The 21,050-nt window shown below is 71.7% G+C and carries 14 protein-coding genes; 5 read left to right on the forward strand and 9 right to left on the reverse strand.

Annotation, left to right across the window (positions count from 1 at the left end):
* Positions 1–125 precede the first annotated feature (125 nt).
* The gene (locus ACIQF6_RS05785; RefSeq protein WP_400890525.1) at positions 126–680 is read right to left on the reverse strand and encodes a DUF1707 and DUF4190 domain-containing protein; all 555 of its coding nucleotides are present in this window, start codon (positions 678–680) and stop codon (positions 126–128) included.
* Positions 681–893: 213 nt separating this feature from the next.
* Here ACIQF6_RS05785 and ACIQF6_RS05790 point away from each other — a divergent pair, with 213 nt between their 5' ends.
* The 5 genes from ACIQF6_RS05790 to ACIQF6_RS05810 all read left to right on the forward strand — a co-directional run bounded on the left by ACIQF6_RS05790 (position 894) and on the right by ACIQF6_RS05810 (position 6,706).
* Positions 894–1,673 carry an ABC transporter ATP-binding protein gene (locus tag ACIQF6_RS05790; protein ID WP_400890527.1) on the forward strand — a complete coding sequence of 260 codons (780 nt, stop codon included), beginning with the start codon at positions 894–896 and terminating at the stop codon, positions 1,671–1,673.
* On the forward strand, positions 1,670–3,292 hold the full coding sequence (locus ACIQF6_RS05795; protein ID WP_400890529.1) for a transporter: 1,623 nt from the start codon (positions 1,670–1,672) through the stop codon (positions 3,290–3,292). The genes ACIQF6_RS05790 and ACIQF6_RS05795 overlap by 4 nt, the downstream gene beginning before the upstream one ends.
* A 353-nt stretch (positions 3,293–3,645) precedes the next feature.
* Complete coding sequence (locus tag ACIQF6_RS05800; RefSeq protein WP_400890531.1) at positions 3,646–4,935, forward strand: DUF2786 domain-containing protein; 1,290 nt, start codon at positions 3,646–3,648, stop codon at positions 4,933–4,935.
* A gap of 36 nt (positions 4,936–4,971) precedes the next feature.
* Positions 4,972–5,997, forward strand: a complete 1,026-nt coding sequence (locus tag ACIQF6_RS05805; protein WP_400890533.1) for an ADP-ribosylglycohydrolase family protein — start codon at positions 4,972–4,974, stop codon at positions 5,995–5,997.
* Between the two features lie 4 nt (positions 5,998–6,001).
* Positions 6,002–6,706 (forward strand): VWA domain-containing protein, encoded by a 705-nt coding sequence (locus ACIQF6_RS05810; protein ID WP_400890535.1) that lies wholly within the window; start codon positions 6,002–6,004, stop codon positions 6,704–6,706.
* 380 nt (positions 6,707–7,086) lie between these two features.
* Here ACIQF6_RS05810 and ACIQF6_RS05815 read toward each other — a convergent pair whose 3' ends face one another.
* From ACIQF6_RS05815 to rpoB, 8 genes are all read right to left on the reverse strand, one after another.
* The gene (locus ACIQF6_RS05815; RefSeq protein WP_400890537.1) at positions 7,087–8,061 is read right to left on the reverse strand and encodes an ADP-ribosylglycohydrolase family protein; all 975 of its coding nucleotides are present in this window, start codon (positions 8,059–8,061) and stop codon (positions 7,087–7,089) included.
* Between the two features lie 33 nt (positions 8,062–8,094).
* A complete protein-coding gene (locus ACIQF6_RS05820; RefSeq protein WP_400890539.1) occupies positions 8,095–9,306 on the reverse strand; it encodes a cytochrome P450 in 1,212 nt (403 codons plus the stop codon).
* Positions 9,307–9,366: 60 nt separating this feature from the next.
* Positions 9,367–10,116: an SIR2 family NAD-dependent protein deacylase gene (locus ACIQF6_RS05825; protein ID WP_400890541.1), complete on the reverse strand. Its 750-nt coding sequence runs from the start codon at positions 10,114–10,116 to the stop codon at positions 9,367–9,369.
* Positions 10,113–10,694, reverse strand: a complete 582-nt coding sequence (locus ACIQF6_RS05830) for a hypothetical protein (protein ID WP_400890543.1) — start codon at positions 10,692–10,694, stop codon at positions 10,113–10,115. Before ACIQF6_RS05830 ends, ACIQF6_RS05825 begins: the two co-directional genes overlap by 4 nt.
* Positions 10,695–11,075: 381 nt before the next feature.
* Positions 11,076–12,533: a WGR domain-containing protein gene (locus ACIQF6_RS05835; protein ID WP_400890545.1), complete on the reverse strand. Its 1,458-nt coding sequence runs from the start codon at positions 12,531–12,533 to the stop codon at positions 11,076–11,078.
* Positions 12,534–12,638: 105 nt separating this feature from the next.
* Entirely contained in the window at positions 12,639–13,310 is a 672-nt protein-coding gene (locus ACIQF6_RS05840) for a DUF4097 family beta strand repeat-containing protein (protein ID WP_400890547.1), read from the reverse strand.
* 181 nt (positions 13,311–13,491) lie between these two features.
* Positions 13,492–17,385, reverse strand: coding sequence for a DNA-directed RNA polymerase subunit beta' (locus ACIQF6_RS05845; protein WP_400890549.1), 3,894 nt, complete (start codon positions 17,383–17,385; stop codon positions 13,492–13,494).
* A 105-nt stretch (positions 17,386–17,490) separates the two neighbouring features.
* A complete protein-coding gene (gene rpoB / locus ACIQF6_RS05850; RefSeq protein WP_400890551.1) occupies positions 17,491–20,964 on the reverse strand; it encodes a DNA-directed RNA polymerase subunit beta in 3,474 nt (1,157 codons plus the stop codon).
* Between the last annotated feature and the right edge of the window lie 86 nt (positions 20,965–21,050).

The raw sequence follows: 21,050 nt of genomic DNA on the forward strand, positions 1-21,050 counted from the left end.
GCGGCCGATCTGCTGGCACGCACAAGGACCCGGGCACACCCCAGGCACAAGGTCAGAGCGTACCTAGCGCACAGGCGGCGGTCAAAACAAATGGGGCGCGCCGGGGCGGGCGACCGAGCTGCGGCTCACTGCGGCGAGCCGCTGCCGGCCACCGCGACCACCAGAAGCACGAACGCCACCCATCCGGCAAGTGAGAGCCAGCCGAACACCAGGCCGAGAATCGCCAGGCCGTCGCCGTTCTCCCGGGTGCGGCGGATCTGGGAGCGGGCCATGTGGCCGGTGATCACGGCGGGCAGGCCGGTGAGGCCGCCGGTGAACACGCACAGGCCGCCGAGGATCGCCGAGGCCACCGCCAGGCCGTTGTGGCCCTGCGCGACCGGCAGCGGCGGCTGCTGCAGGAAGGTGGCCGGGACGGGCGCGCCGAACGGGGCCGCCATCGGCCCGGACGGCAGGTCGGCGACCAGGGTGGACAGCTCGCCGTAGGTGGCGGCCTGGTGGGCCGAGGCCATCCGCTGCTCGTACTCGGCGGCGCTGAGCCGGCCCTCGGCGTAGGCGGCCTTCAGGACGTCCACGGTGCGTTCGCGGTCGGCGTGCGCGGCGCGCATCACGGACTGCGATGTCGGCACCGGCTGCCAGGGCTGCTGCCCGTACGGCGCCGGCGTTCCCCACTGACCGGTCATGACGGCCACCTCCCGTTCCCCACGCTGCGCGTCGCTTCTCAGGATGCAGGACGAACGGCGGGTCCGGGTAGTTGCCGAATCGCCGGGGGTGAGCGACTGACGGTCGGTCAACCCGTTCGGCAATACCGCCACATGGGGGATGGAACGGTAAAGAAATGATCATAAGGTCGTGTAGATCGGCAACGACCGACCTCGACAAGGAGATCAGCTGCCATGGAGGCGACCACCCCGCCGCCCGCCGTCTCGATCCGCGACCTGTGGAAGCGCTTCGGTGCCCAGACCGCCGTCGCCGGACTGAACCTCGACCTGCCCGCCGGCTCGTTCATCGGGCTGGTCGGCCCGAACGGCGCGGGCAAGACCACCACCCTGTCGATGGTCACCGGCCTGCTCCGCCCCGACCGGGGCACCGTGCTGATAGACGGCACCGACGTCTGGCAGGACCCGGTCGCGGTCAAGTCCCGGATCGGCATCCTGCCCGAGGGCCTGCGGATGTTCGAGCGGCTCAGCGGACGCGAACTGCTCCAGTACAACGGCCGGTTGCGCGGCCTGCCCGGCCCCGAGACCGACCGCCGCGCCGAGGAACTGCTCGCCGTCCTCGACCTGACCGGCTCCGCCGACAAGCTGGTCGCCGACTACTCCACCGGCATGCGCAAGAAGATCGGCCTGGCCGCGGCGCTGCTGCACAACCCCGACGTGCTGTTCCTGGACGAGCCGTTCGAGGGCGTCGACCCGGTCTCCGCGCAGACCATCCGCGGCGTGCTGACCCGGTACGCCGCCTCCGGCTCCACGGTGGTGTTCTCCAGCCACGTCATGGAGCTCGTCGAGTCGCTGTGCGACTGGGTCGCCGTGGTCAATGCCGGCCAGGTGGTCGCCGCCGGGCCGCTCGACCAGGTGCGCGGCGAGACCTCGCTGCACCAGGCGTTCCTCGGGCTGGTCGGCGTCCGCGAGGACGACGGGCAGGCGCTCGGCTGGCTCGGTGGGGGCCACCAGTGAGCACCGCCGCCACCCCCGCGGACGACCGGGCCGTCGTCCGCGCGCTGGTCTCGCTCAAGGTCCGGCTGCTGCGCAACGGGCTGCGGCGCAGCCCCGGCCGGGCCGCCGGCTACCTGGCCGGCAGCGCCTTCGGGGCGCTGATCGCGCTGTCCGTGGCCGCCGGCCTGGTGGCGCTGCACGGGCGGACCGGCGCCGCCGACGCCGCCGCGGTGCTGACCGCCGGACTGGCCGTCGCCTGGACCGCCATGCCGCTGTTCTTCTTCGCCGGCGACGAGAGCGCCGACCCGACCCGGCTCACCATGCTGCCGCTGCGCCCGCCCGCCCTGCTGCGCGGCACCCTGTTCGGCAGCCTGGTCGGCCCGGGCCCGGTGCTCGGCCTGCTGGTGCTGGCCGGCGCGGCCGCCGCGGGCGGGCGGGGCGCGGCCTCCGCGGTGGTCGCGGTGGTCGCGGTGCCGCTGACCCTGGTGCTGCTGGTCACCCTGACCCGCTCGGTGGCGGCCGCCAATGCCCGGCTGCTGTCCAGCCGGCGCGGCAAGGACTTCGCGATCTTCGGCGGCCTGCTGTTCGCGGTGCTGATCCAGCTCGGCAACCTGGGCGTGCAGAGCGCCCTCCGGCAGCCCGACCGGAGCTTCGACCTGTCGGTGCTGCACCCGTACGCGTCCGTGGTGCGCTGGATCCCGCCGGTCTCCGCGATCGACGCGGTGCGCTCGGCCGGCGAGGGCGCCTACCTGGTCGCGGCGCTGCAACTGGCGCTCGCCGTCGGGCTGCTGGCCGTGCTGCTGCGCTGGTGGCTGCGGAGCCTGCAGGACCTGATGGTCTCCGGCGACGCCTCCACGCTGGTGAAGACCTCCTCGGTGCACTCCGGCTCGGGCTCCCGCGCCTGGCGTCTGCTGCCCGCCGGCCGGGCCGGCACGGCCGCCCAGCGGCACCTGCGCTACGCCTGGCGCGAGCCCCGGGCGAAGGCCGCGGTCTTCACCGGCATCGGCATGACCTGCGTGATCGCGGCGCTGTCGGTGGTCCAGGGCTGGGGCTCGGTGTACGTGATCGCGCTCGGCGCGCTGATGCTCGGCCTGCAGTCCGGCAACCTGTTCGGCATGGACGGCTCCGGGTTCTGGATGGTCGCCGCCACCCTGATCACCCGTCGGGACGCCCGCGACGAGCTGCGCGGCCGGGTGTTCGCCGTGCTGCTGTACGGCGTCGCCGTGCTGCTGCTGGCCGGCCCGGTGCTCGCCGCCGTCACCGGCCGGTGGCAGGAGCTCGCGCCCGCGCTCGGCATCGCCTTCGCCGTGCTGGGCACCAGCGTCGGCCTGGGCTGTCTGAGCAGCGTGTACGCCCCGTACGCGCTGCCCGCCGACGGCAACCCGATGCGCAGTGCCGCGCCCGGGCAGAACGGCGTGGTGATGCTGAACGCCTTCGGCTCGATGATCGGCGTCTCGGTGGGCTGCGCGCCGATCGGCATCACCCTCGGCATCCTGCTGGCCTCCCACTCCCCCGCCTGGCCGGTGCTGCCGGCCGGTCTGCTGTACGGCGCGGGGATGCTGCTGCTGGGCATCCGGATCGCGTCCGGCGGGCTGATCAAGCGGCTGCCGGAGATCCTCGCCCGGGTGATCGAGCGCTGACGGACCGTCGACCGGCCCCGGGCCCGCCGCTGTCGTGCGTGCGCGCCCGGGGCCGATGACGTCGTCCGCCGTCGGACCGTCGACGAGGACCCCGGTCCGGCCGCGATCGCCGCCGACCGCGCGTTCGACCCGGAGCCGGCCGGCACCGTCGGGCGGGCGCCCGCCGAGGGCCCGGCCGTCCGCTCCGCCGAGGGGGCCGCGCTGTCGGCGCCGCCCACCGCGGACCGCGCTTCGGCGCGGCAGCGGATCTCGCGCGGCGGGGACGCCCCGGCCGGTCGACCGGCGCGTTCCGGCAGCCCGCTCCGGCATCATGGGGAGCACCCCTCCCCCGCGCCCCAGGAAGCAGGACCGCCGTGACCAGCACCGATCAGCCCGTGGACGAGCTGCTGGCGGAGGCGGTGGGCCGGGTGACGGGCGCGCCGGCCGACGGGCTGGAGTTCGTGGTGGACGGCGCGGCCTCGCTGCTGGCGGCGTCCGCGGACCGGTGGCCGCTGGTGAGCCGGGCGCTGCTGGGCTTCGCGGAGCGGTCGGTGGGCCGGTGCTGGGCGGCGGGCTGGCGGCCGGCCGACCTGGTGCGGGTGGCGCGGCGCGAGCTGGGCCCGGTGCAGGTCGCGCTGGCGGTGGACCTGATCGCGGCGGAGAGCCGCCGGCATCCGGCCGCCGCGCTGGACCGGCGCTGGCGCGAGCAGCTGCGGGAGTTGGAGGCGGAGCCCTGGTGGGCGTCCGACGAGGCCTACCTGCAGGCGTTCGCGGACCGGCACCGGCTGGACCGGTTCGCGCTCGCCACGGCGGCCCTGGAGCTGCTGCGGGTGTGGGCGCTGCTGCCTCCGGTGCAGCCGGTGGGCCCGGCGCCGGGGCAGTCCGCGCCGCGGGCGAGCGCGCCGCGCAGCGGGGAGCCGCGGATGCTGGGGCGGATCCGGGCGCTGCTGGCGAAGGCGGAGTCGACGGCGTTCCCGGACGAGGCGGAGGCGCTGACCGCGAAGGCCCAGGAGTTGATGGCCCGTCACTCCATCGACGAGGCGCTGCTGTCGGCGGGCGGTCCGGCCGCGGACCAGCCGGCGGCGCTGCGGATCGGCGTGGACAACCCGTACGAGGGCCCGAAGACGATGCTGCTGGACGCGGTGGCGGCGGCGAACCGGTGCCGGGTGGTGTGGGCGAAGGAGTTCGGGTTCTGCACGGTGATCGGCTTCGACGCCGACCTGGACGGCGTCGAGCTGCTGTACACCTCGCTGCTGGTGCAGGCGACGGCGGCGATGCAGCGGGCGGGCAGCCGCAAGCACAAGGACGGCGCGGCCCGGACGAAGGCGTTCCGGCAGTCGTTCCTGGTGGCGTACGCGGCGCGGATCCGGGAGCGGCTGGCGGACGCCACCGAGCGGGCCACCGAGGACGCGGCGGCGGGCCGGCCGGCCGAGCCGGGCGGTGTCGAGGACGGCGGCGGGGCGCTGCCGGTGCCGACCGTGGACGGCGGGCTGCTGCCGGTGCTGGCGGCCCGGGCGGAGGCCGTGGACGATGCGGTGGGCAGGATGTTCCCGAAGCTGGTGTCGCAGCGGGTGCGGGTGAGCGACGGCGAGGGCTGGGTGGAGGGCCGGGCCGCCGCCGACCGGGCCACGCTGCACCGGGGTTCGGGCCGGATCGAACGCTGACGTAGGGTCGGCGCACATCACACAGGGGGGATCGGGATGGAGTTCTCGGAGCGGGTGCGCGGGTCGCTGGTCGGCGGCGCGCTGGGCGATGCGCTGGGCTGGCCGATCGAGTTCCTGCGGCTGGACAACATCCGGCGGCAGTACGGCGAGGCGGGCCTGACCGACCTGGCGGACTCCGACCGCGGCGGCCAGATCACCGACGACACGCAGATGACGCTGTTCACCGCGGAGGGCCTGCTGCGCGGCGGCCGCCGCGAGGACCTGCACTCGGCATACCGCCGCTGGTTCCAGACCCAGCGGCTGCCCGGCCCCGAGCGGTTCCCGGACGGCTGGCTGGCCGGGCAGGAGTTCCTGTACGCCTCCCGCGCGCCGGGCAACGCCTGCATGACGGGTGTGGTGCTGGACTTCACGGAGGCCGTCCCGTTCGGGCAGGACGGCCCGGTGAACCCGAACTCGAAGGGCTGCGGGACGGTGATGCGCTCGGCGCCGTTCGGCCTGGCCGGCCTGGGCGCGGACGAGGCGTTCCGGCAGGCGGCGCTGGCCGCGCAGCTGACGCACGGTCACCCGACGGGGTACCTGGCGGCGGGCGCGTTCGCCGCGCTGATCGAGCGGGTGGCGGCCGGGGTGCCGCTGCGGGCGGCGGTGGCCTCGACGCTGGCGCGGCTGGCGGCGATGCCGTCCCACGAGGAGACGACGGAGGCGCTGCGCCGGGCGGTGCGGGTGGCCGAGGAGGGTCCGGGTTCGCCGGAGTCCGTGGAGCGGGTCGGCCTGGGCTGGGTCGCCGAGGAGTGCCTGGCGATCGCGGTGTACGCGGCCCTGGTCGGCGCGGACGCCCGGGAGGCGCTGGTGCTGGCGGTGAACCACTCCGGCGACAGCGACTCCGCGGGCGCGGTCTGCGGCAACCTGGTGGGCGCGATGTACGGCCTGTCCGGGCTGCCCGCCGACTGGTGCGCGTTGGTGGAGGGCCGGGCGGTGCTCCTCCAGGTCGCCGACGACCTGGTGACCTTCGCCCACGGCGACCGGACGGCGCTCGCCGACCGCTACCCGCTGCCGGTCGGGTGACCGGATGGGGCTGAATCTGGAGAAGGTGTCGGCCGCCGCGCCCGGGCTGGTCGACCTGTACAAGTCCGCGCGGGTCAGTCTGACGAAGAGCGGGCTGCAGGACGTCCGGGCCGCCGTCTACCTGGTGCTCGACCGTTCCGGCTCGATGCGCCCGCACTACCGCTCCGGGGCCGTCCAGCACTTCGCCGAGCAGGTGCTGGCGCTCTCGGCGCACCTGGACGACGACGGGCGGGTGCCGGTGGTGTTCTTCTCCACCGGGGTGGACGGCGTCGCCGAGATCTCGCTCGACGACCACCGGAACCGGATCGGCCGCCTGCACTCCGCGTTGGGACACATGGGCCGGACCAACTACCACCTGGCGATGAAGGCCGTCATCCGGCACTACCAGCGCTCGGGGGCGACCGACCCGGCGCTGGTGGTGTTCCAGACCGACGGCGGCCCGACCTCGCGGGCGGCGGCCCGGGACATGCTCTGCCTGGCCGCCGAACTGCCGATCTACTGGCAGTTCGTGGGCTTCGGCGACCCCGCCGACCAGGAGTTCGCCTTCCTCCGCCGACTGGACGAACTCCCCGTCCCGGCCACACGGCCGGTCGACAACGCCGGCTTCTTCCCGGCCGGCCGCAACCCGCGGGCCCTCGCCGACGCCGACCTGTACGACCGCCTGCTGACCGGCTTCCCGGACTGGCTGGCCGCCATGGGCCTGAACTGACAACACCCAGCCGGCCCGGCCGGGAAACGAGTCGGCAGCAGCCTGCGGCACGGCCGACTCGCCGCCACGGGCCTGAGCTGACAGCGCACAGCCCCCGCGGCCGGAAGCCGGACAGTCAGCACGGCGGGCACCTGCCTTCGCGCCCGCCGCCCGGCCGTCCGCCCGACACCGGCCCGAGCAGCGCCACGCCGACCCCGCCCCACCCCCGCCCAGCTCGCCGCCCACGCCCCTGCCGGAAACCCCTCCGGGCCCGGACGCGAACCAGCCGCACAACAAGCACCTGCCTCCGTACCCCGACGCCCGGCTGCCCGGCCGCCCCGCCGTCGTCGGCCCGAGCGGTGGAGCGCCGGCCCCGGCCCGTCGGGAACGCCGGGCCGGGGTCAGTCCCAGAGCGCGCCGAAGGCGAGCAGTTCCTTGCGGTACTCGATCCGCTCGACCCACTCGCCGGGCCAGGCGCTCTCGCCGTGCCGGGCGCCGGCGAACGCTCCGGCCAGGCAGGCGAGCGAGTCGGAGTCGCCGGCGGAGACGGCGGCCCGGCGGACGGCGGCGACCGGGTCGTCGGGGAGCAGCAGGAAGCAGAGCAGCGCGGTGGCGAAGGCCTCTTCGGCGACCCAGCCCTCGCCGGTCCGCTCGCACGGGTCGGCGTCGACCTCGTCGGCGGCGAGCGCGGCGTCGAGCCGGTCGAGGGCGAGGAGGCATTCGTCCCAGCCGCGCGCGATGAATTCCTCGGGCGAGCCGAAGTGGTCCCGGGCGGCGAGGTCGCCGAGCCAGAACTCGTCGTAGTGGGTGCGCTGTTGGCGGGCGTGGGCGCGGAGCCGGGCGGGGAGTTCGGCCGGGTCGACGCCCTGGGCGAGCCAGCGGACGGTGAACGCGGTGAGTTCGCCGGCGGCCAGCGCCGTCGGGTGGCCGTGGGTGAGGCCGGACTGGAGCTGGGACGCCCCGGACACCTGTCGGTCCGTCAGTTCCCGGACCAGGCCGAGCGGGGCGACCCGCATGTTGGCGCCGCAGCCCTTGGAGCCGATGTCGGACGCGTCCTGCCAGGGCCCGCCGGTGGACAGCCGGAAGCAGGACCGCAGGCAGGTCATGCCGGGGGCCCGGTTGTTGTCCGGGGAGCGCCACCAGTCCACGAACTCCTCGCGGAGCGGCAGTTCGAGGCGCAGCGGGACGAGCGGGCCCTCCGCCAGACCGGTGCGCAGGGCGCGGGCGAGCGCCAGCGTCATCTGGGTGTCGTCGGTGACCTGGGCCTTCTTCGGCAGCGGGAGCTGCCGCCAGTCCGGGCTGAGCAGCCCGATCTCCTGGGTCGTCAGGAACTCGGTGCGCTTTCCCAGTGCGTCGCCGATCGCCAGTCCCAGCATCGCTCCCGTCGCCCGCCCCACGGCGCACCCCTCTCAGATCTCGACCAGCAGTTCCTTGAGTCCGCGGATCACGTAGCCGGGGTTCCATTCGGGTTCGCGCACCAGCGTCAGCCCGGGGGCCTTGCGGAGCAGCGCTCCGTAGGACTCGGTGAGTTCGAGTCTGGCAAGCGGCGCGCCGAGACAGAAGTGAATTCCGGCGCCGAAGGTGATGTGCGGGTTGTCGGCGCGGCCCAGGTCGAGCCGGTCGGGGTCGGCGAAGCGTTCCGGGTCGCGGTTGGCGGAGCCGAACAGCAGGGCGACCTCGGAGCCGCGCGGGATCGTCACGCCGCCGACCTCGATGTCCTCCAGCACCCAGCGTTCGAACATCTGCAGCGGGGTGTCGTAGCGCATCAGCTCTTCGATGGCGGTGGGCAGCAGTTCGTCCACCGCGCCGCGCAGCCGGGCGAGTTCGCCGGGGTTGCGGAGCAGCGCCCACCAGCCGTTGCCGGTGGTGTTGACGGTCGCCTCGTGGCCGGCGTTCAGCAGCAGCACGCAGGTGGAGATCATCTCCTGCTCGCTGAGCACCTGCCCGTCCTCGGCGGCCTGGGCCAGCGCGCTGATCAGGTCGGCGCCCGGCTGCTCGCGCCGACGGCGGATCAACTCCCGCAGGTAGGCGGAGAATTCGAGGCTGGCGGTGACCGCCCGGCGGGCCGTCTCCTCGGACGGGTTGAGCTCGAACATCCCGGTGATGTCGGACGACCAGGGCCGCAGCAGGTGCCGGTCCGACTCCGGGACGCCGAGCATCTCGGCGATCACCGCGACCGGCAGCGGCTCGGCGACCTTCGCGATCAGGTCGCCGCCGCCGTCGGCGAGCAGCCCGTCGACCAGCTCGCCGGCCAGTCGCTGCACGGTCGGGCGCAGCGACTCCACCATGCGCGGGGTGAACGCCTTGGAGACCAGCCGGCGGATCCGGGTGTGGTCGGGGCCCTCCAGGTCCAGCAGGCCGTAGTCGTTCAGGGTGTGGAACGGCTCGTGCGCCGGGTTCGGCGCGTCCTGCCCGAACTCCTCGTGGCTGAACCGGTGCGTGAACGTCCGCCCCAGCCGCCGGTCCCGCAGCAGCGCGTTGACGTCCGCGTACCGGGAGACCAGCCACTGGTCGCTCGGCTCGTAGTGGACGACCGGCGACTGCTCGCGCAGCGCGGCGTACGCCGGGTACGGGTGGGCCACGAACTCGGCCGACCACGGATCGAAGGCATCAAGCGCCATGGAGGTGTCTCCCTGCTCGTCAGATTGCCATCGTATGCCGCCCGACCTGCGGGTTTACCCTCAGCCCCGGGCCAGGTCGCCGTCCACCAGGCGACGCACCAGCTTCGGCAGCGCCTCCGAGATCGGCTCCCGGATCACCTCGTGCGCCTCCCCGTCGTACGGGGTGGGCTCGCCGTTCACCACGATCAGCTTCGCGCCGTGCTCCAGCGCGATCCGCGGCAGCAGCGCCGCCGGATGCACCTGGAGCGAACTGCCCACCGCCACGAAGACCTGGCACCCCTTGGCGATCGCGTCCGCCTGCGTCAGCACCCGCTCGTCCAGCGTCTCGCCGAACATCACCGTGCGCGGCCGCAGTACCCCGCCGCACTGCTCGCACGCCGGGTCGTCCTCCCCCGCCGCGACCCGCTCCAGCGCCGCCGCCATCGGCCCGACGGCCTTGCACCTCTCGCACTGCACCTCGGTGGCGGTGCCGTGCAGCTCGATCACCTTCCGGGCGGTCAGCCCCGCCGCCTGGTGCAGGCCGTCCACGTTCTGCGTCAGCACCCGCATCGGCACGCCCGACCGCTCCAGCTCCACCAGCGCCCGGTGCCCGGCATTCGGCTTCGCGTCGACCGCCCCGGCGTCCCGCCGCATCAGCCAGGACCGGCGCCGCACCTCGGTGCTCGCCAGGTACGGGCCGATCGTCACCAGCTCCTGCGCACTCGGATCGCGCTGCCAGAGGCCCTGCGGGCCGCGATAGTCGGGAATCCCCGAATCCGTGGAGATCCCCGCACCCGTCAACACCGCCACCAGTGGACGCTTCTCAGTCATGCCCGGGACGGTACGGCCCGCAGCCCGCCTTGACCACCGGTTATCACCGGCCAGAACGCCGCCAGGTACAGCGCCGCACCGATCGGCATGAAGTCCAGCGACATCCCCATCAGCACCGTCCCCGCCAGCACCAGCACCGGGCTCCACCACCGCACCACCCGACGCGCCGTCAGCAGCACCAGCAGCCCCAACAGCCCGACGTACAGCAGCAGCGGGACCACCGTGTACACCAGCGGCATCACCCCCGGCACCGACTGCACCCGGTCGAACAACTCGCTGCGCGCCGCCTCGTCCGCGGAGACCGCGTTCGCGTACAGGTCGATCGCACTCTGCGCGAGACCCGCCGCGACGCCCGCCAGCCCCGCCCCCAGCCACACCTTGCCCCAGCCGCCGCGCTCGCCGCCCAGCCGCCACAGTTCCACCATGCCCAGGCCCATCAGCGCCAGCCCCGCGAACAGCGCGACATGCCCGACCGTCCAGCCGATCCCCACCCCCCGCGACCCCGGCACCAACCGCACCGCCCCGTACGCCGCCAGCAGCCCCGCCGACCATCCCAGCGCCCGACGCCCCGTCACCATTTCCCAGCCCCTCCGCACCCGTGCCGTTCTCGACACCCCCAACCCTCCCGCGCGGGACTGCGGCGCAACTCCCCCTCAACGGTGAAACCGGACCCTCCCTTCCAAGGGGGAAAACCCTGAACCAGGATCAGGGACGAGAGCGGGTGCGACCCCAGGGACGTGTTCGCCACTCCCCCGCCGTCACCGCCCCCGCCTCGTACGCGAACACCACCGCAGACACCCGGTCCCGCAGCCCCCGCTTCTGCGACCCGGGCCGGCAGGCCCTCCGTCCACTTCCCCGTTCGCGCGCCCTCTCGCCTCGCCGGGCGGCCGCCGCGCCCGAGAACGCCGAAGGGCGCCCCCGGCCGGGAGCGCCCCTGACGATGCGTCAATGCCGGGGCGTCACAGCAGCCGCTTGATCTCTCCGCGGGCCCGGTAGAACCCGCCGGACGCGGACTCCCGGACCTCCGCCACCAGGTAGCGCGCGCCGGCCACCCGGACGTCCTTCGGGAACTGCACCCGCCAGGACGGGTCGAAGCCGGGCGAGACCACCCGCACCCGCAGCCGGGCGCCGTCGGCGACGCACTCCACCTCGATGCCGGCGCCGCCCGCCGCTGCCGCGGTGACGGTGACGGTCTCCAGCTCCGCGGACGACTCCACCCGGGCGAAGCCGCGGCCGGTCACCTCGGCGGTGGCCGGCAGGGTGCCCTGCTCGGCGGCCTGCACGGCGCCCGGCGAGGCGTCCAGGCAAGCCAGCGAGCCGTCGGTGGTGACGACGTACAGCCGCCCGTCGCGGTACTGCATGCTGTACGCGGAGCCGCAGCCGGTGCCGAGCTTCCACAGCCGGGTGCCGTCGGCGGCGAAGCAGTAGACGGACGAGTGGTTGTCGCCCGCGAACACGTACTCGCCGTCCGGGGAGGCCGCGCAGGAGAACACCGCGGCGTCGCAGTGGTACGCGGTGACCTCGGCGCCGTCGGACTTGCGCAGCCGGTGCACCCAGCCCTGCGAGGTGCCGGCGAACACCTCGTCCCGCTCCTGCCAGCCGAACAGCACCTGGCCCTTGGTGCGGGTGTGCCACTGCTGGTCGCCGCCGCGCTTCGCGTACCGGGTGACGCCCGCCGAGTAGCCGTGGTAGACGGAGTCGGCGTCGCAGCGCACCATCCAGCCGGCGCTGCCGTCGGCCTTGCGCCGCCACTGGAACTCGTCCTCGTGGTCGACGGTGGTCAGCCCGCCGCGCGCGTCGGCGACGCCGAGCACGCCGTCGTGGATGTCCAGCCAGTAGATGTCGACGTCCTGGGCGATCTCGTACGCCACCCGCGGCACCTTGCCGCCGAGGTCGTACACCTTGCCGTCGTCGCAGCCGGCGTAGATCCACCAGTCGTCGGCGACGATGCACTTGACGCCGTCGGGCAGGCCGAACCGGCCGGTGACCTCGCCGTCCCTGGTCAGCGTGTAGACGTCGCCGCTCTCGTTGCCGACCCAGGCGTGCTCCTCGCCGACGTACACCCCGAACGCGGGCGAGCCGGAGCGGAAGCGCCACAGCAGCGGCGCCTGGCGGGCGGTGGAACGGGTCGAGGTGATCTGTCGGCGCGTCACCGCCCGGCGCTGGCGCACCCCCCGGACCGCCGGGGCGTAGCCCTTGCGGACCTTCTCGCCGATCTTCTTGGCGGCCGTCGCGGCGGCCTTCTCCGCGCTCGGGCAGAGCGTGGTCTTCGTCGTGCCCGGCTCGCCGATCCGGCCGTAGCGGATCGTCAACTCGGCGCCCTTGACCGTGACTTCGTAGAACTTGTGGGCACTGCCCTGGTCCTCGGAGAGCTCCAGGTAGGTCACCTGCGGGTCTGCGGAAACGGTGGCGGACATGACCGACGCCCCTTTCGGGCACAGAGTTCGGGGGTGCCGGCGGGGCCTCGCCGCCTGCCGACACACCTCAACCTATGCCCCGCCACCGACAGTTCGGCCCGCCGGTCAGCCGTTCTCCACCTGCACGCCGCCGCTGTCGGCGTGGGCGATCAGGACGTGCGGCGCCCCGGGCGTCGAGGGCACCTTCACCTGGGTGCCGCCGCTGTCGGCGCGCGCGTCCACCTGGTACTGCTGCCCCGCCGGCACCTTCAGCTGCACGCCGCCGGAGTCGGTGGTCAGCTCCGCCCGGTCCGGCGCCTCGGCGAACCGGGCCTCCACCCCGCCGGAGGTCACCGACAGCTTCACGTTCTTCGACTTCAGGCCGGAGGCGTTGATCCCGCCGGAGGTCACGGTGGCGTCCACGTCGCCCGCCACGTCGTGCAGCTGGATGCCGCCGCTGGTCTGGGTGAGCTTCAGCTTGGTGCCGGCCGGGACGTGCACCTCGTAGCCGATCCCGCAGCTGGAGCACGAGTAGGTCAGCTTCAGCACCCCGTCCTTGAGCTCGTGGCTGCCCTGCGGCTCCTGGTCCCGCCAGGACCGCTTCTCCACCACCCGCACCGGCCCGTCGCCGACCCGGACGTCGATGCCGCCGGTGGTCCCGTCGACCACCAGCTGATCGACCTGCCCGGGCACCTCGTACGACACCGTCTTGCGCTGCTGATCGCCCCACGGCCCGCAGCCCACCGCCCCGACCACCAGCAGCCCCACGACCGCCGCCGCCCCCATGATCCGCTTCACCGCGTGTCCTCCTTTTCGACTCCCCCGAGTCTCCCGCCTGCCGGGGGCGGTGCGCCTCCCTCCACGGAGTGGTTCTGCCGCCTCCGTCCCCAGGGGGATCCCCTAGGTGGACCCTGGGGCCGGGAACGCCGCAGGGCGGCCACCCCGAGTGGGGTGACCGCCCTGCGGTTCAGCCGAAGGATCAGCCGGTGTACGGACCGTAGTCGTAGTCGTCCAGCGGGACGGCCTGACCGGAGCCCGCGCCGAACGGCGACAGGTCGTAGTCGTCGTAGCCGACGGCCGAGTACATCGCGGCCTTGGCCTCTTCGGTCGGCTCGACCCGGATGTTGCGGTAGCGGGGCAGACCCGTACCGGCCGGGATGAGCTTACCGAGGATGACGTTCTCCTTGAGGCCCAGCAGCGGGTCCGACTTGGCGTGGATCGCCGCGTCGGTCAGCACCCGGGTCGTCTCCTGGAAGGAGGCGGCCGACAGCCAGGACTCGGTGGCCAGCGAGGCCTTGGTGATACCCATCAGCTGCGGACGGCCGGAGGCGGGGTGACCGCCCTCGGACACCACGCGGCGGTTCTCCTGCTCGAAGCGGCCGCGCTCGACCAGCTCGCCCGGCAGCAGCTCGGCGTCGCCCGACTCGATGATCGTCACGCGGCGGAGCATCTGCCGGATGATGATCTCGATGTGCTTGTCGTGGATCGACACACCCTGCGAGTTGTAGACCTTCTGGACTTCGGCGACCAGGTGGATCTGGACGGCACGCTGGCCCATGATCCGCAGCACGTCGTGCGGGTTGGTGGCGCCGACGGTCAGCTTCTGGCCGACCTCGACCGCCTCGCCCTCGCTGACCAGCAGCTTGACGCGCTTGGAGACCGGGTAGGCGATCTCGTCCGAGCCGTCGTCGGGGGTGACGACGACCTTGCGGGTCTTCTCGGTGTCCTCGATCCGGACGCGACCCTGCGCCTCCGAGATCGGGGCCACACCCTTGGGGGTACGGGCCTCGAAGAGCTCGACGACACGCGGCAGACCCTGGGTGATGTCGTCACCGGCCACACCACCGGTGTGGAAGGTACGCATGGTCAGCTGGGTGCCGGGCTCACCGATGGACTGGGCGGCGATGATGCCGACCGCCTCACCGATGTCGACCAGCTTGCCGGTGGCCAGCGAGCGGCCGTAGCAGAAGGCACAGGTGCCGACCGCGGACTCACAGGTCAGGATCGAGCGGACCTTGACCTCGCTCACGCCGTGCCGGATCAGCTCGTCCATCAGGACGTCGCCGAGGTCGGTGTTGGCGGTGGCGATCAGCTTGCCGTCGACAGTGATGTCCTCGGCGAGCATGCGGGCGTAGACGCTGGTCTCGACGTCGTCGGCCTTGCGCAGGACACCGTCCGCGCCGACCGAGCCGATCGTCAGCTTGAGGCCGCGCTCGGTGCCGCAGTCCTCCTCGCGGATGATCACGTCCTGCGAGACGTCCACCAGACGACGGGTCAGGTAACCCGAGTCGGCGGTACGCAGCGCGGTGTCGGCCAGACCCTTACGGGCACCGTGGGTGGAGATGAAGTACTCCAGCACGGACAGGCCCTCACGGAACGAGGCCTTGATGGGACGGGCGATGGTCTCGTTCTTCGCGTTCGACACCAGACCACGCATACCGGCGATCTGACGCATCTGCATCATGTTTCCGCGCGCGCCCGAGTCGACCATCATGAAGATGGGGTTCGTCTTCGGGAAGTTCGCGGCCATCGCGTCGGCGACCTCGTTGGTCGCGCGGGTCCAGATGCCGATGAGCTCGGACTTGCGCTCGTTGTCGGTGATCAGGCCGCGCTCGTACTGACGCTGGACCTTCTCCGCCTGCGCCTCGTAGCCCTCCAGGATGGCGGGCTTGCTCGGCGGGACGATGACGTCCGAGATCGAGACGGTGACACCGGAACGGGTCGACCAGTGGAAGCCGGCCGCCTTCAGGTTGTCGAGCGCCGCGGCGACGACGACCTTCGGGTAGCGCTCGGCGAGGTCGTTGACGATCGCCGACAGCTGCTTCTTGCCGACCTCGTAGTCGACGAACGGGTAGTCCTCGGGCAGCAGCTCGTTGAAGAGCGCACGACCCAGGGTGGTGGTGATCCGGAACGGCTCACCCTCGGTCCAGGTCGGCTGACCCTCCTCGTCCACCGGAGCGACCCAGCCGCGCGGCGGCACGGTGCCGGCCGCCAGACGCAGGTCGATCGGGGCCTGGACGTCCAGGTCGCGGGCGTCGAAGGCCATGATCGCCTCGGCGGTCGAGGAGAAGGAACGGCCCTTGCCCTTGACCTCCTCGCGGTCCGAGGTGAGGAAGAACAGGCCCAGCACCATGTCCTGGGTCGGCATGGTGACGGGGCGACCGTCGGCCGGCTTCAGGATGTTGTTCGAGGACAGCATCAGGATGCGGGCCTCGGCCTGCGCCTCCGCGGACAGCGGCAGGTGCACGGCCATCTGGTCACCGTCGAAGTCCGCGTTGAACGCGGTGCAGACGAGCGGGTGGATCTGGATGGCCTTGCCCTCGACCAGCTGCGGCTCGAAGGCCTGGATGCCGAGGCGGTGCAGGGTGGGCGCACGGTTCAGCAGCACCGGGTGCTCGGCGATGACCTCTTCGAGGACGTCCCACACCACGGGGCGTGCGCGCTCGACCATGCGCTTCGCCGACTTGATGTTCTGCGCGTGGTTCAGGTCGACCAGGCGCTTCATCACGAACGGCTTGAAGAGCTCCAGCGCCATGGCCTTCGGCAGACCGCACTGGTGCAGCTTGAGCTGCGGGCCGACGACGATGACCGAACGGGCCGAGTAGTCGACTCGCTTGCCGAGCAGGTTCTGGCGGAAACGACCCTGCTTGCCCTTCAGCATGTCGCTGAGGGACTTCAGCGGGCGGTTGCCCGGGCCGGTGACCGGACGGCCGCGGCGGCCGTTGTCGAACAGCGCGTCGACGGCCTCCTGCAGCATGCGCTTCTCGTTGTTCACGATGATCTCGGGCGCGCCGAGGTCGAGAAGCCGCTTCAGGCGGTTGTTGCGGTTGATGACGCGGCGGTACAGGTCGTTCAGGTCGGAGGTGGCGAAGCGGCCACCGTCGAGCTGGACCATCGGACGCAGGTCCGGCGGGATCACCGGGACGCAGTCCAGCACCATGCCCTTGGGCTTGTTGCTGGTCTGCAGGAAGGCGGAGACGACCTTGAGGCGCTTGAGCGCACGGGTCTTCTTCTGGCCCTTGCCGGTACGGATGATCTCGCGGAGGCGCTCGGCCTCCTCGCCCAGGTCGAAGGACTCCAGGCGGTCCTTGAGGGCCGCCGCGCCCATCGAGCCGGAGAAGTAGGTGCCGAAGCGGTCGCGCAGCTCGCGGTAGAGCAGCTCGTCGCCCTCGAGGTCCTGGACCTTGAGGTTCTTGAAGCGGGCCCACACCTCGTCCAGGCGGTCGATCTCGCGCTGGGTGCGGTCGCGGAGCTGCTTCATCTCGCGCTCGGCGCCCTCACGCACCTTGCGGCGGACGTCGGCCTTGGCGCCCTCGGCCTCCAGCTCGGCCAGGTCGGACTCGGCCTTCTTGGCCCGGGCCTCCAGGTCGGAGTCACGGCGGTTCTCGATCTGCTGGCGCTCGACCGAGACGTGCGCCTCCAGGGAGGGGAGGTCGCGCTGACGGCGCTCGTCGTCCACCCAGGTGATCATGTAGGCGGCGAAGTAGATGACCTTCTCGAGGTCCTTCGGCGCGAGGTCGAGCAGGTAGCCCAGACGCGACGGGACACCCTTGAAGTACCAGATGTGGGTGACCGGGGCGGCCAGCTCGATGTGGCCCATCCGCTCACGGCGCACCTTGGCGCGGGTCACCTCGACGCCGCAGCGCTCACAGATGATGCCCTTGAAGCGGACGCGCTTGTACTTACCGCAGTAGCACTCCCAGTCCCGGGTGGGACCGAAGATCTTCTCGCAGAAAAGGCCGTCCTTTTCCGGCTTCAGCGTGCGGTAGTTGATGGTCTCCGGCTTCTTCACCTCGCCGTGCGACCACTGGCGGATGTCGTCGGCGGTGGCCAGTCCGATGCGGAGCTCGTCGAAGAAGTTGACGTCAAGCACTGGTCGTCAAGCCCTCTTTCGTGATTCGAGAGTCTGTCTGTTGGTCTGAGGGGGGCCTGGGGGCGGGCCGGCTGTCTTGTTCAGGGACAGCCGGCCCGACCTCCGTCAGACCTCTTCGACGCTGCTCGGCTCGCGCCGGGACAGGTCAATGCCGAGCTCCTCGGCGGCGCGGAACACGTCCTCGTCGCTGTCCCGCATCTCGATGGACTGGCCGTCCGAGGACAGCACCTCCACGTTGAGGCAGAGCGACTGCATTTCCTTGATGAGGACCTTGAAGGACTCGGGAATGCCGGGCTCGGGGATGTTCTCGCCCTTGACGATGGCCTCGTAGACCTTCACACGGCCGAGGACGTCGTCGGACTTGATGGTGAGCAGCTCCTGCAGCGCGTACGCGGCGCCGTATGCCTCAAGGGCCCACACCTCCATCTCACCGAAGCGCTGACCACCGAACTGCGCCTTACCACCGAGCGGCTGCTGGGTGATCATCGAGTACGGGCCGGTCGAACGGGCGTGCAGCTTGTCGTCGACCAGGTGGTGCAGCTTGAGGATGTACATGTAGCCGACCGAGATCGGCATCGGGAACGGCTCGCCGGAGCGGCCGTCGAACAGCCGAGCCTTGCCGGTGGAGTTCACCAGGCGCTCACCGTCACGGGTGAGGGTGGTGTTGTCCAGCAGACCGGTGATCTCGTCCTCGCGGGCGCCGTCGAAGACGGGGGTGGCGAGGTTGGTGCCGCCCTCGACCGTGTCGGCGCCGATCGCCTGGAGGCGCTTGGCCCACTCGTCGGCGAGGCCGGAGACGTCCCAGCCCTGCTTGGCGAGCCAGCCGAGGTGGATCTCCAGAACCTGTCCCGGGTTCATTCGGGACGGGACACCCAGCGGGTTCAGGATGATGTCGACCGGGGTGCCGTCCTCCAGGAACGGCATGTCCTCGACCGGCAGGATCTTGGAGATGACACCCTTGTTGCCGTGACGGCCGGCCAGCTTGTCACCGTTGGTGATCTTGCGCTTCTGGGCGACGTAGACGCGGACCAGCTGGTTCACGCCCGGGGGAAGCTCGTCCCCCTCCTCGCGGTCGAAGACGCGGACGCCGATGACCTTGCCGGACTCACCGTGCGGCACCTTCAGCGAGGTGTCGCGGACCTCACGGGCCTTCTCACCGAAGATCGCGCGGAGCAGGCGCTCCTCCGGGGTCAGCTCGGTCTCACCCTTCGGGGTGACCTTGCCGACCAGGATGTCGCCGGTGACGACGTCGGCGCCGATCCGGATGATGCCGCGCTCGTCGAGGTCGGCGAGGACCTCCTCGGAGACGTTCGGGATGTCCCGGGTGATCTCCTCGGGGCCCAGCTTGGTGTCACGGGCGTCGACCTCGTGCTCCTCGATGTGGATCGAGGAGAGGACGTCGTCCTGGACGAGGCGCTGCGACAGGATGATCGCGTCCTCGTAGTTGTGGCCCTCCCACGACATGAACGCCACGAGGAGGTTCTTGCCGAGGGCCATCTCGCCCTCGTCGGTGCACGGGCCGTCGGCCAGCACCTGGCCGGCCTCCACCCGGGAGCCCTCGTCCACGAGCACCTTCTGGTTGAAGGCGGTGCCCTGGTTGGAGCGGGTGAACTTGGCGGCGCGGTAGGTGTTGTACGTGCCGTCGTCGTTGGCGACGGTGACGTAGTCGGCCGAGACCTCCTGCACCACACCGGCCTTGTCGGCGGTGATGACGTCCGCGGCGTCGACGGCGCAGCGGTACTCCATGCCGGTGCCGACCAGCGGCGCCTCGCTGCGGAGCAGCGGGACGGCCTGGCGCATCATGTTCGAGCCCATCAGCGCGCGGTTGGCGTCGTCGTGCTCGAGGAAGGGGATCATGGCGGTCGCGACCGACACCATCTGGCGCGGCGAGACGTCCATGTAGTCGATCTCGGTGCCGGGGATGTAGTCGATCTCGCCGCCACGGCGGCGGACCAGGACACGCGGCTCGGCGAAGGTCAGCTCCGCGGTCAGCGGGGCGTTGGCCTGCGCGATGACGTAGCGGTCCTCCTCGTCGGCGGTCAGGTAGTCGACGGCCTCGGTGACGACACCGTCGACGACCTTGCGGTACGGGGTCTCGATGAAGCCGAACGCGTTGACCCGGCCGTACGAGGCCAGCGAGCCGATCAGACCGATGTTCGGGCCTTCGGGGGTCTCGATCGGACACATGCGGCCGTAGTGCGAGGGGTGCACGTCACGGACCTCGAAGCCGGCCCGCTCACGGGACAGACCACCGGGGCCGAGGGCGGACAGACGGCGCTTGTGGGTCAGGCCCGACAGCGGGTTCGTCTGGTCCATGAACTGCGACAGCTGGCTGGTGCCGAAGAACTCCTTGATGGAGGCGACGACCGGCCGGATGTTGATCAGGGTCTGCGGCGTGATCGCCTCGACGTCCTGGGTGGTCATGCGCTCGCGGACCACTCGCTCCATGCGGGCGAGGCCGGTGCGGACCTGGTTCTGGATCAGCTCGCCGACGTTGCGCAGACGACGGTTGCCGAAGTGGTCGATGTCGTCGACCTCGATGACAATGTCGCGGCCTTCGCCGTCACGCCACTCGACCTCGCCGGCGTGCAGCTTCACCAGGTACTTGATCGCGCCGATGATGTCCGGCTCGGTGAGCACGCCGGAGTCCAGGGACTCGGCGTTGCCCAGCTTGCGGTTCACCTTGTAGCGGCCGACCTTCGCCAGGTCGTAGCGCTTCGGGTTGAAGTACAGGTTCTCCAGCAGCGTCTGCGCGGCCTCACGCGTGGGCGGCTCGCCCGGACGCAGCTTGCGGTAGATGTCGAGCAGGGCGTCGTCCTGGCCCTGGGTGTGGTCCTTCTCCAGGGTGGCGCGCATGGACTCGTACTCGCCGAACTCCTCGAGAATCATCTCGTTGGTCCAGCCGAGGGCCTTCAGCAGCACGGTGACCGACTGCTTGCGCTTGCGGTCGATGCGGACACCGACCATGTCGCGCTTGTCGATCTCCATCTCCAGCCAGGCACCGCGGGAGGGGATGATCTTCGCGGAGAAGATGTCCTTGTCGGACACCTTGTCCAGGGTGGAGTCGAAGTAGACACCGGGGGAGCGCACCAGCTGGGACACGACGACACGCTCGGTGCCGTTGATGATGAACGTGCCCTTGTTGGTCATGAGCGGGAAGTCGCCCATGAACACGGTCTGGGACTTGATCTCACCGGTCTCGTTGTTGGTGAACTCCGCAGTGACGAAGAGCGGGGCCGCGAAGGTGAAGTCGCGGTCCTTGCACTCGTCGATGGAGTTCTTCGGCGGCTCGAAACGGTGGTCCCGGAAGGTCAGGGACATCGACCCGCTGAAGTCCTCGATCGGGGAGATCTCCTCGAAGATCTCCTCCAGACCGGACTTGGTGGGGACGTCCTGACCGCTCTCCAGGGCTGCCTCGACCCGGGACTTCCAGGCCGCGTTGCCGAGCAGCCAGTCAAAGCTCTCGGTCTGCAGGGCGAGGAGGTTCGGGACCTCGAGGGGCTCCTTGATCTTCGCGAACGAGACGCGGAGCGGGGCGGTGGATGCGGAATTGTTCGAGGCGTTGCGCGGCGCGGCCAAGAGGGGGGTCCTTCCGAGGGCTCGGAGCTCACTACGCGCATACCCTCCGGGCCTTGGCCGAGGCGGAAAACCCCAGGTCAGGACAG

The organism is Kitasatospora sp. NPDC092948, assembly GCF_044754805.1.
Taxonomy (GTDB): Bacteria; Actinomycetota; Actinomycetes; order Streptomycetales; family Streptomycetaceae; genus Kitasatospora.

Excerpts from the sequence above, each read along its gene's own strand:
- ACIQF6_RS05785 (WP_400890525.1), bottom strand. The coding sequence starts at position 680 with ATGACCGGTCAGTGGGGAACGCCGGCGCCGTACGGGCAGCAGCCCTGG.
- ACIQF6_RS05790 (WP_400890527.1), top strand. The coding sequence starts at position 894 with ATGGAGGCGACCACCCCGCCGCCCGCCGTCTCGATCCGCGACCTGTGG.
- ACIQF6_RS05805 (WP_400890533.1), top strand. The coding sequence starts at position 4,972 with ATGGAGTTCTCGGAGCGGGTGCGCGGGTCGCTGGTCGGCGGCGCGCTG.
- ACIQF6_RS05810 (WP_400890535.1), top strand. The coding sequence starts at position 6,002 with ATGGGGCTGAATCTGGAGAAGGTGTCGGCCGCCGCGCCCGGGCTGGTC.
- ACIQF6_RS05815 (WP_400890537.1), bottom strand. The coding sequence starts at position 8,061 with ATGCTGGGACTGGCGATCGGCGACGCACTGGGAAAGCGCACCGAGTTC.
- ACIQF6_RS05820 (WP_400890539.1), bottom strand. The coding sequence starts at position 9,306 with ATGGCGCTTGATGCCTTCGATCCGTGGTCGGCCGAGTTCGTGGCCCAC.
- ACIQF6_RS05825 (WP_400890541.1), bottom strand. The coding sequence starts at position 10,116 with ATGACTGAGAAGCGTCCACTGGTGGCGGTGTTGACGGGTGCGGGGATC.
- ACIQF6_RS05830 (WP_400890543.1), bottom strand. The coding sequence starts at position 10,694 with ATGGTGACGGGGCGTCGGGCGCTGGGATGGTCGGCGGGGCTGCTGGCG.
- ACIQF6_RS05835 (WP_400890545.1), bottom strand. The coding sequence starts at position 12,533 with ATGTCCGCCACCGTTTCCGCAGACCCGCAGGTGACCTACCTGGAGCTC.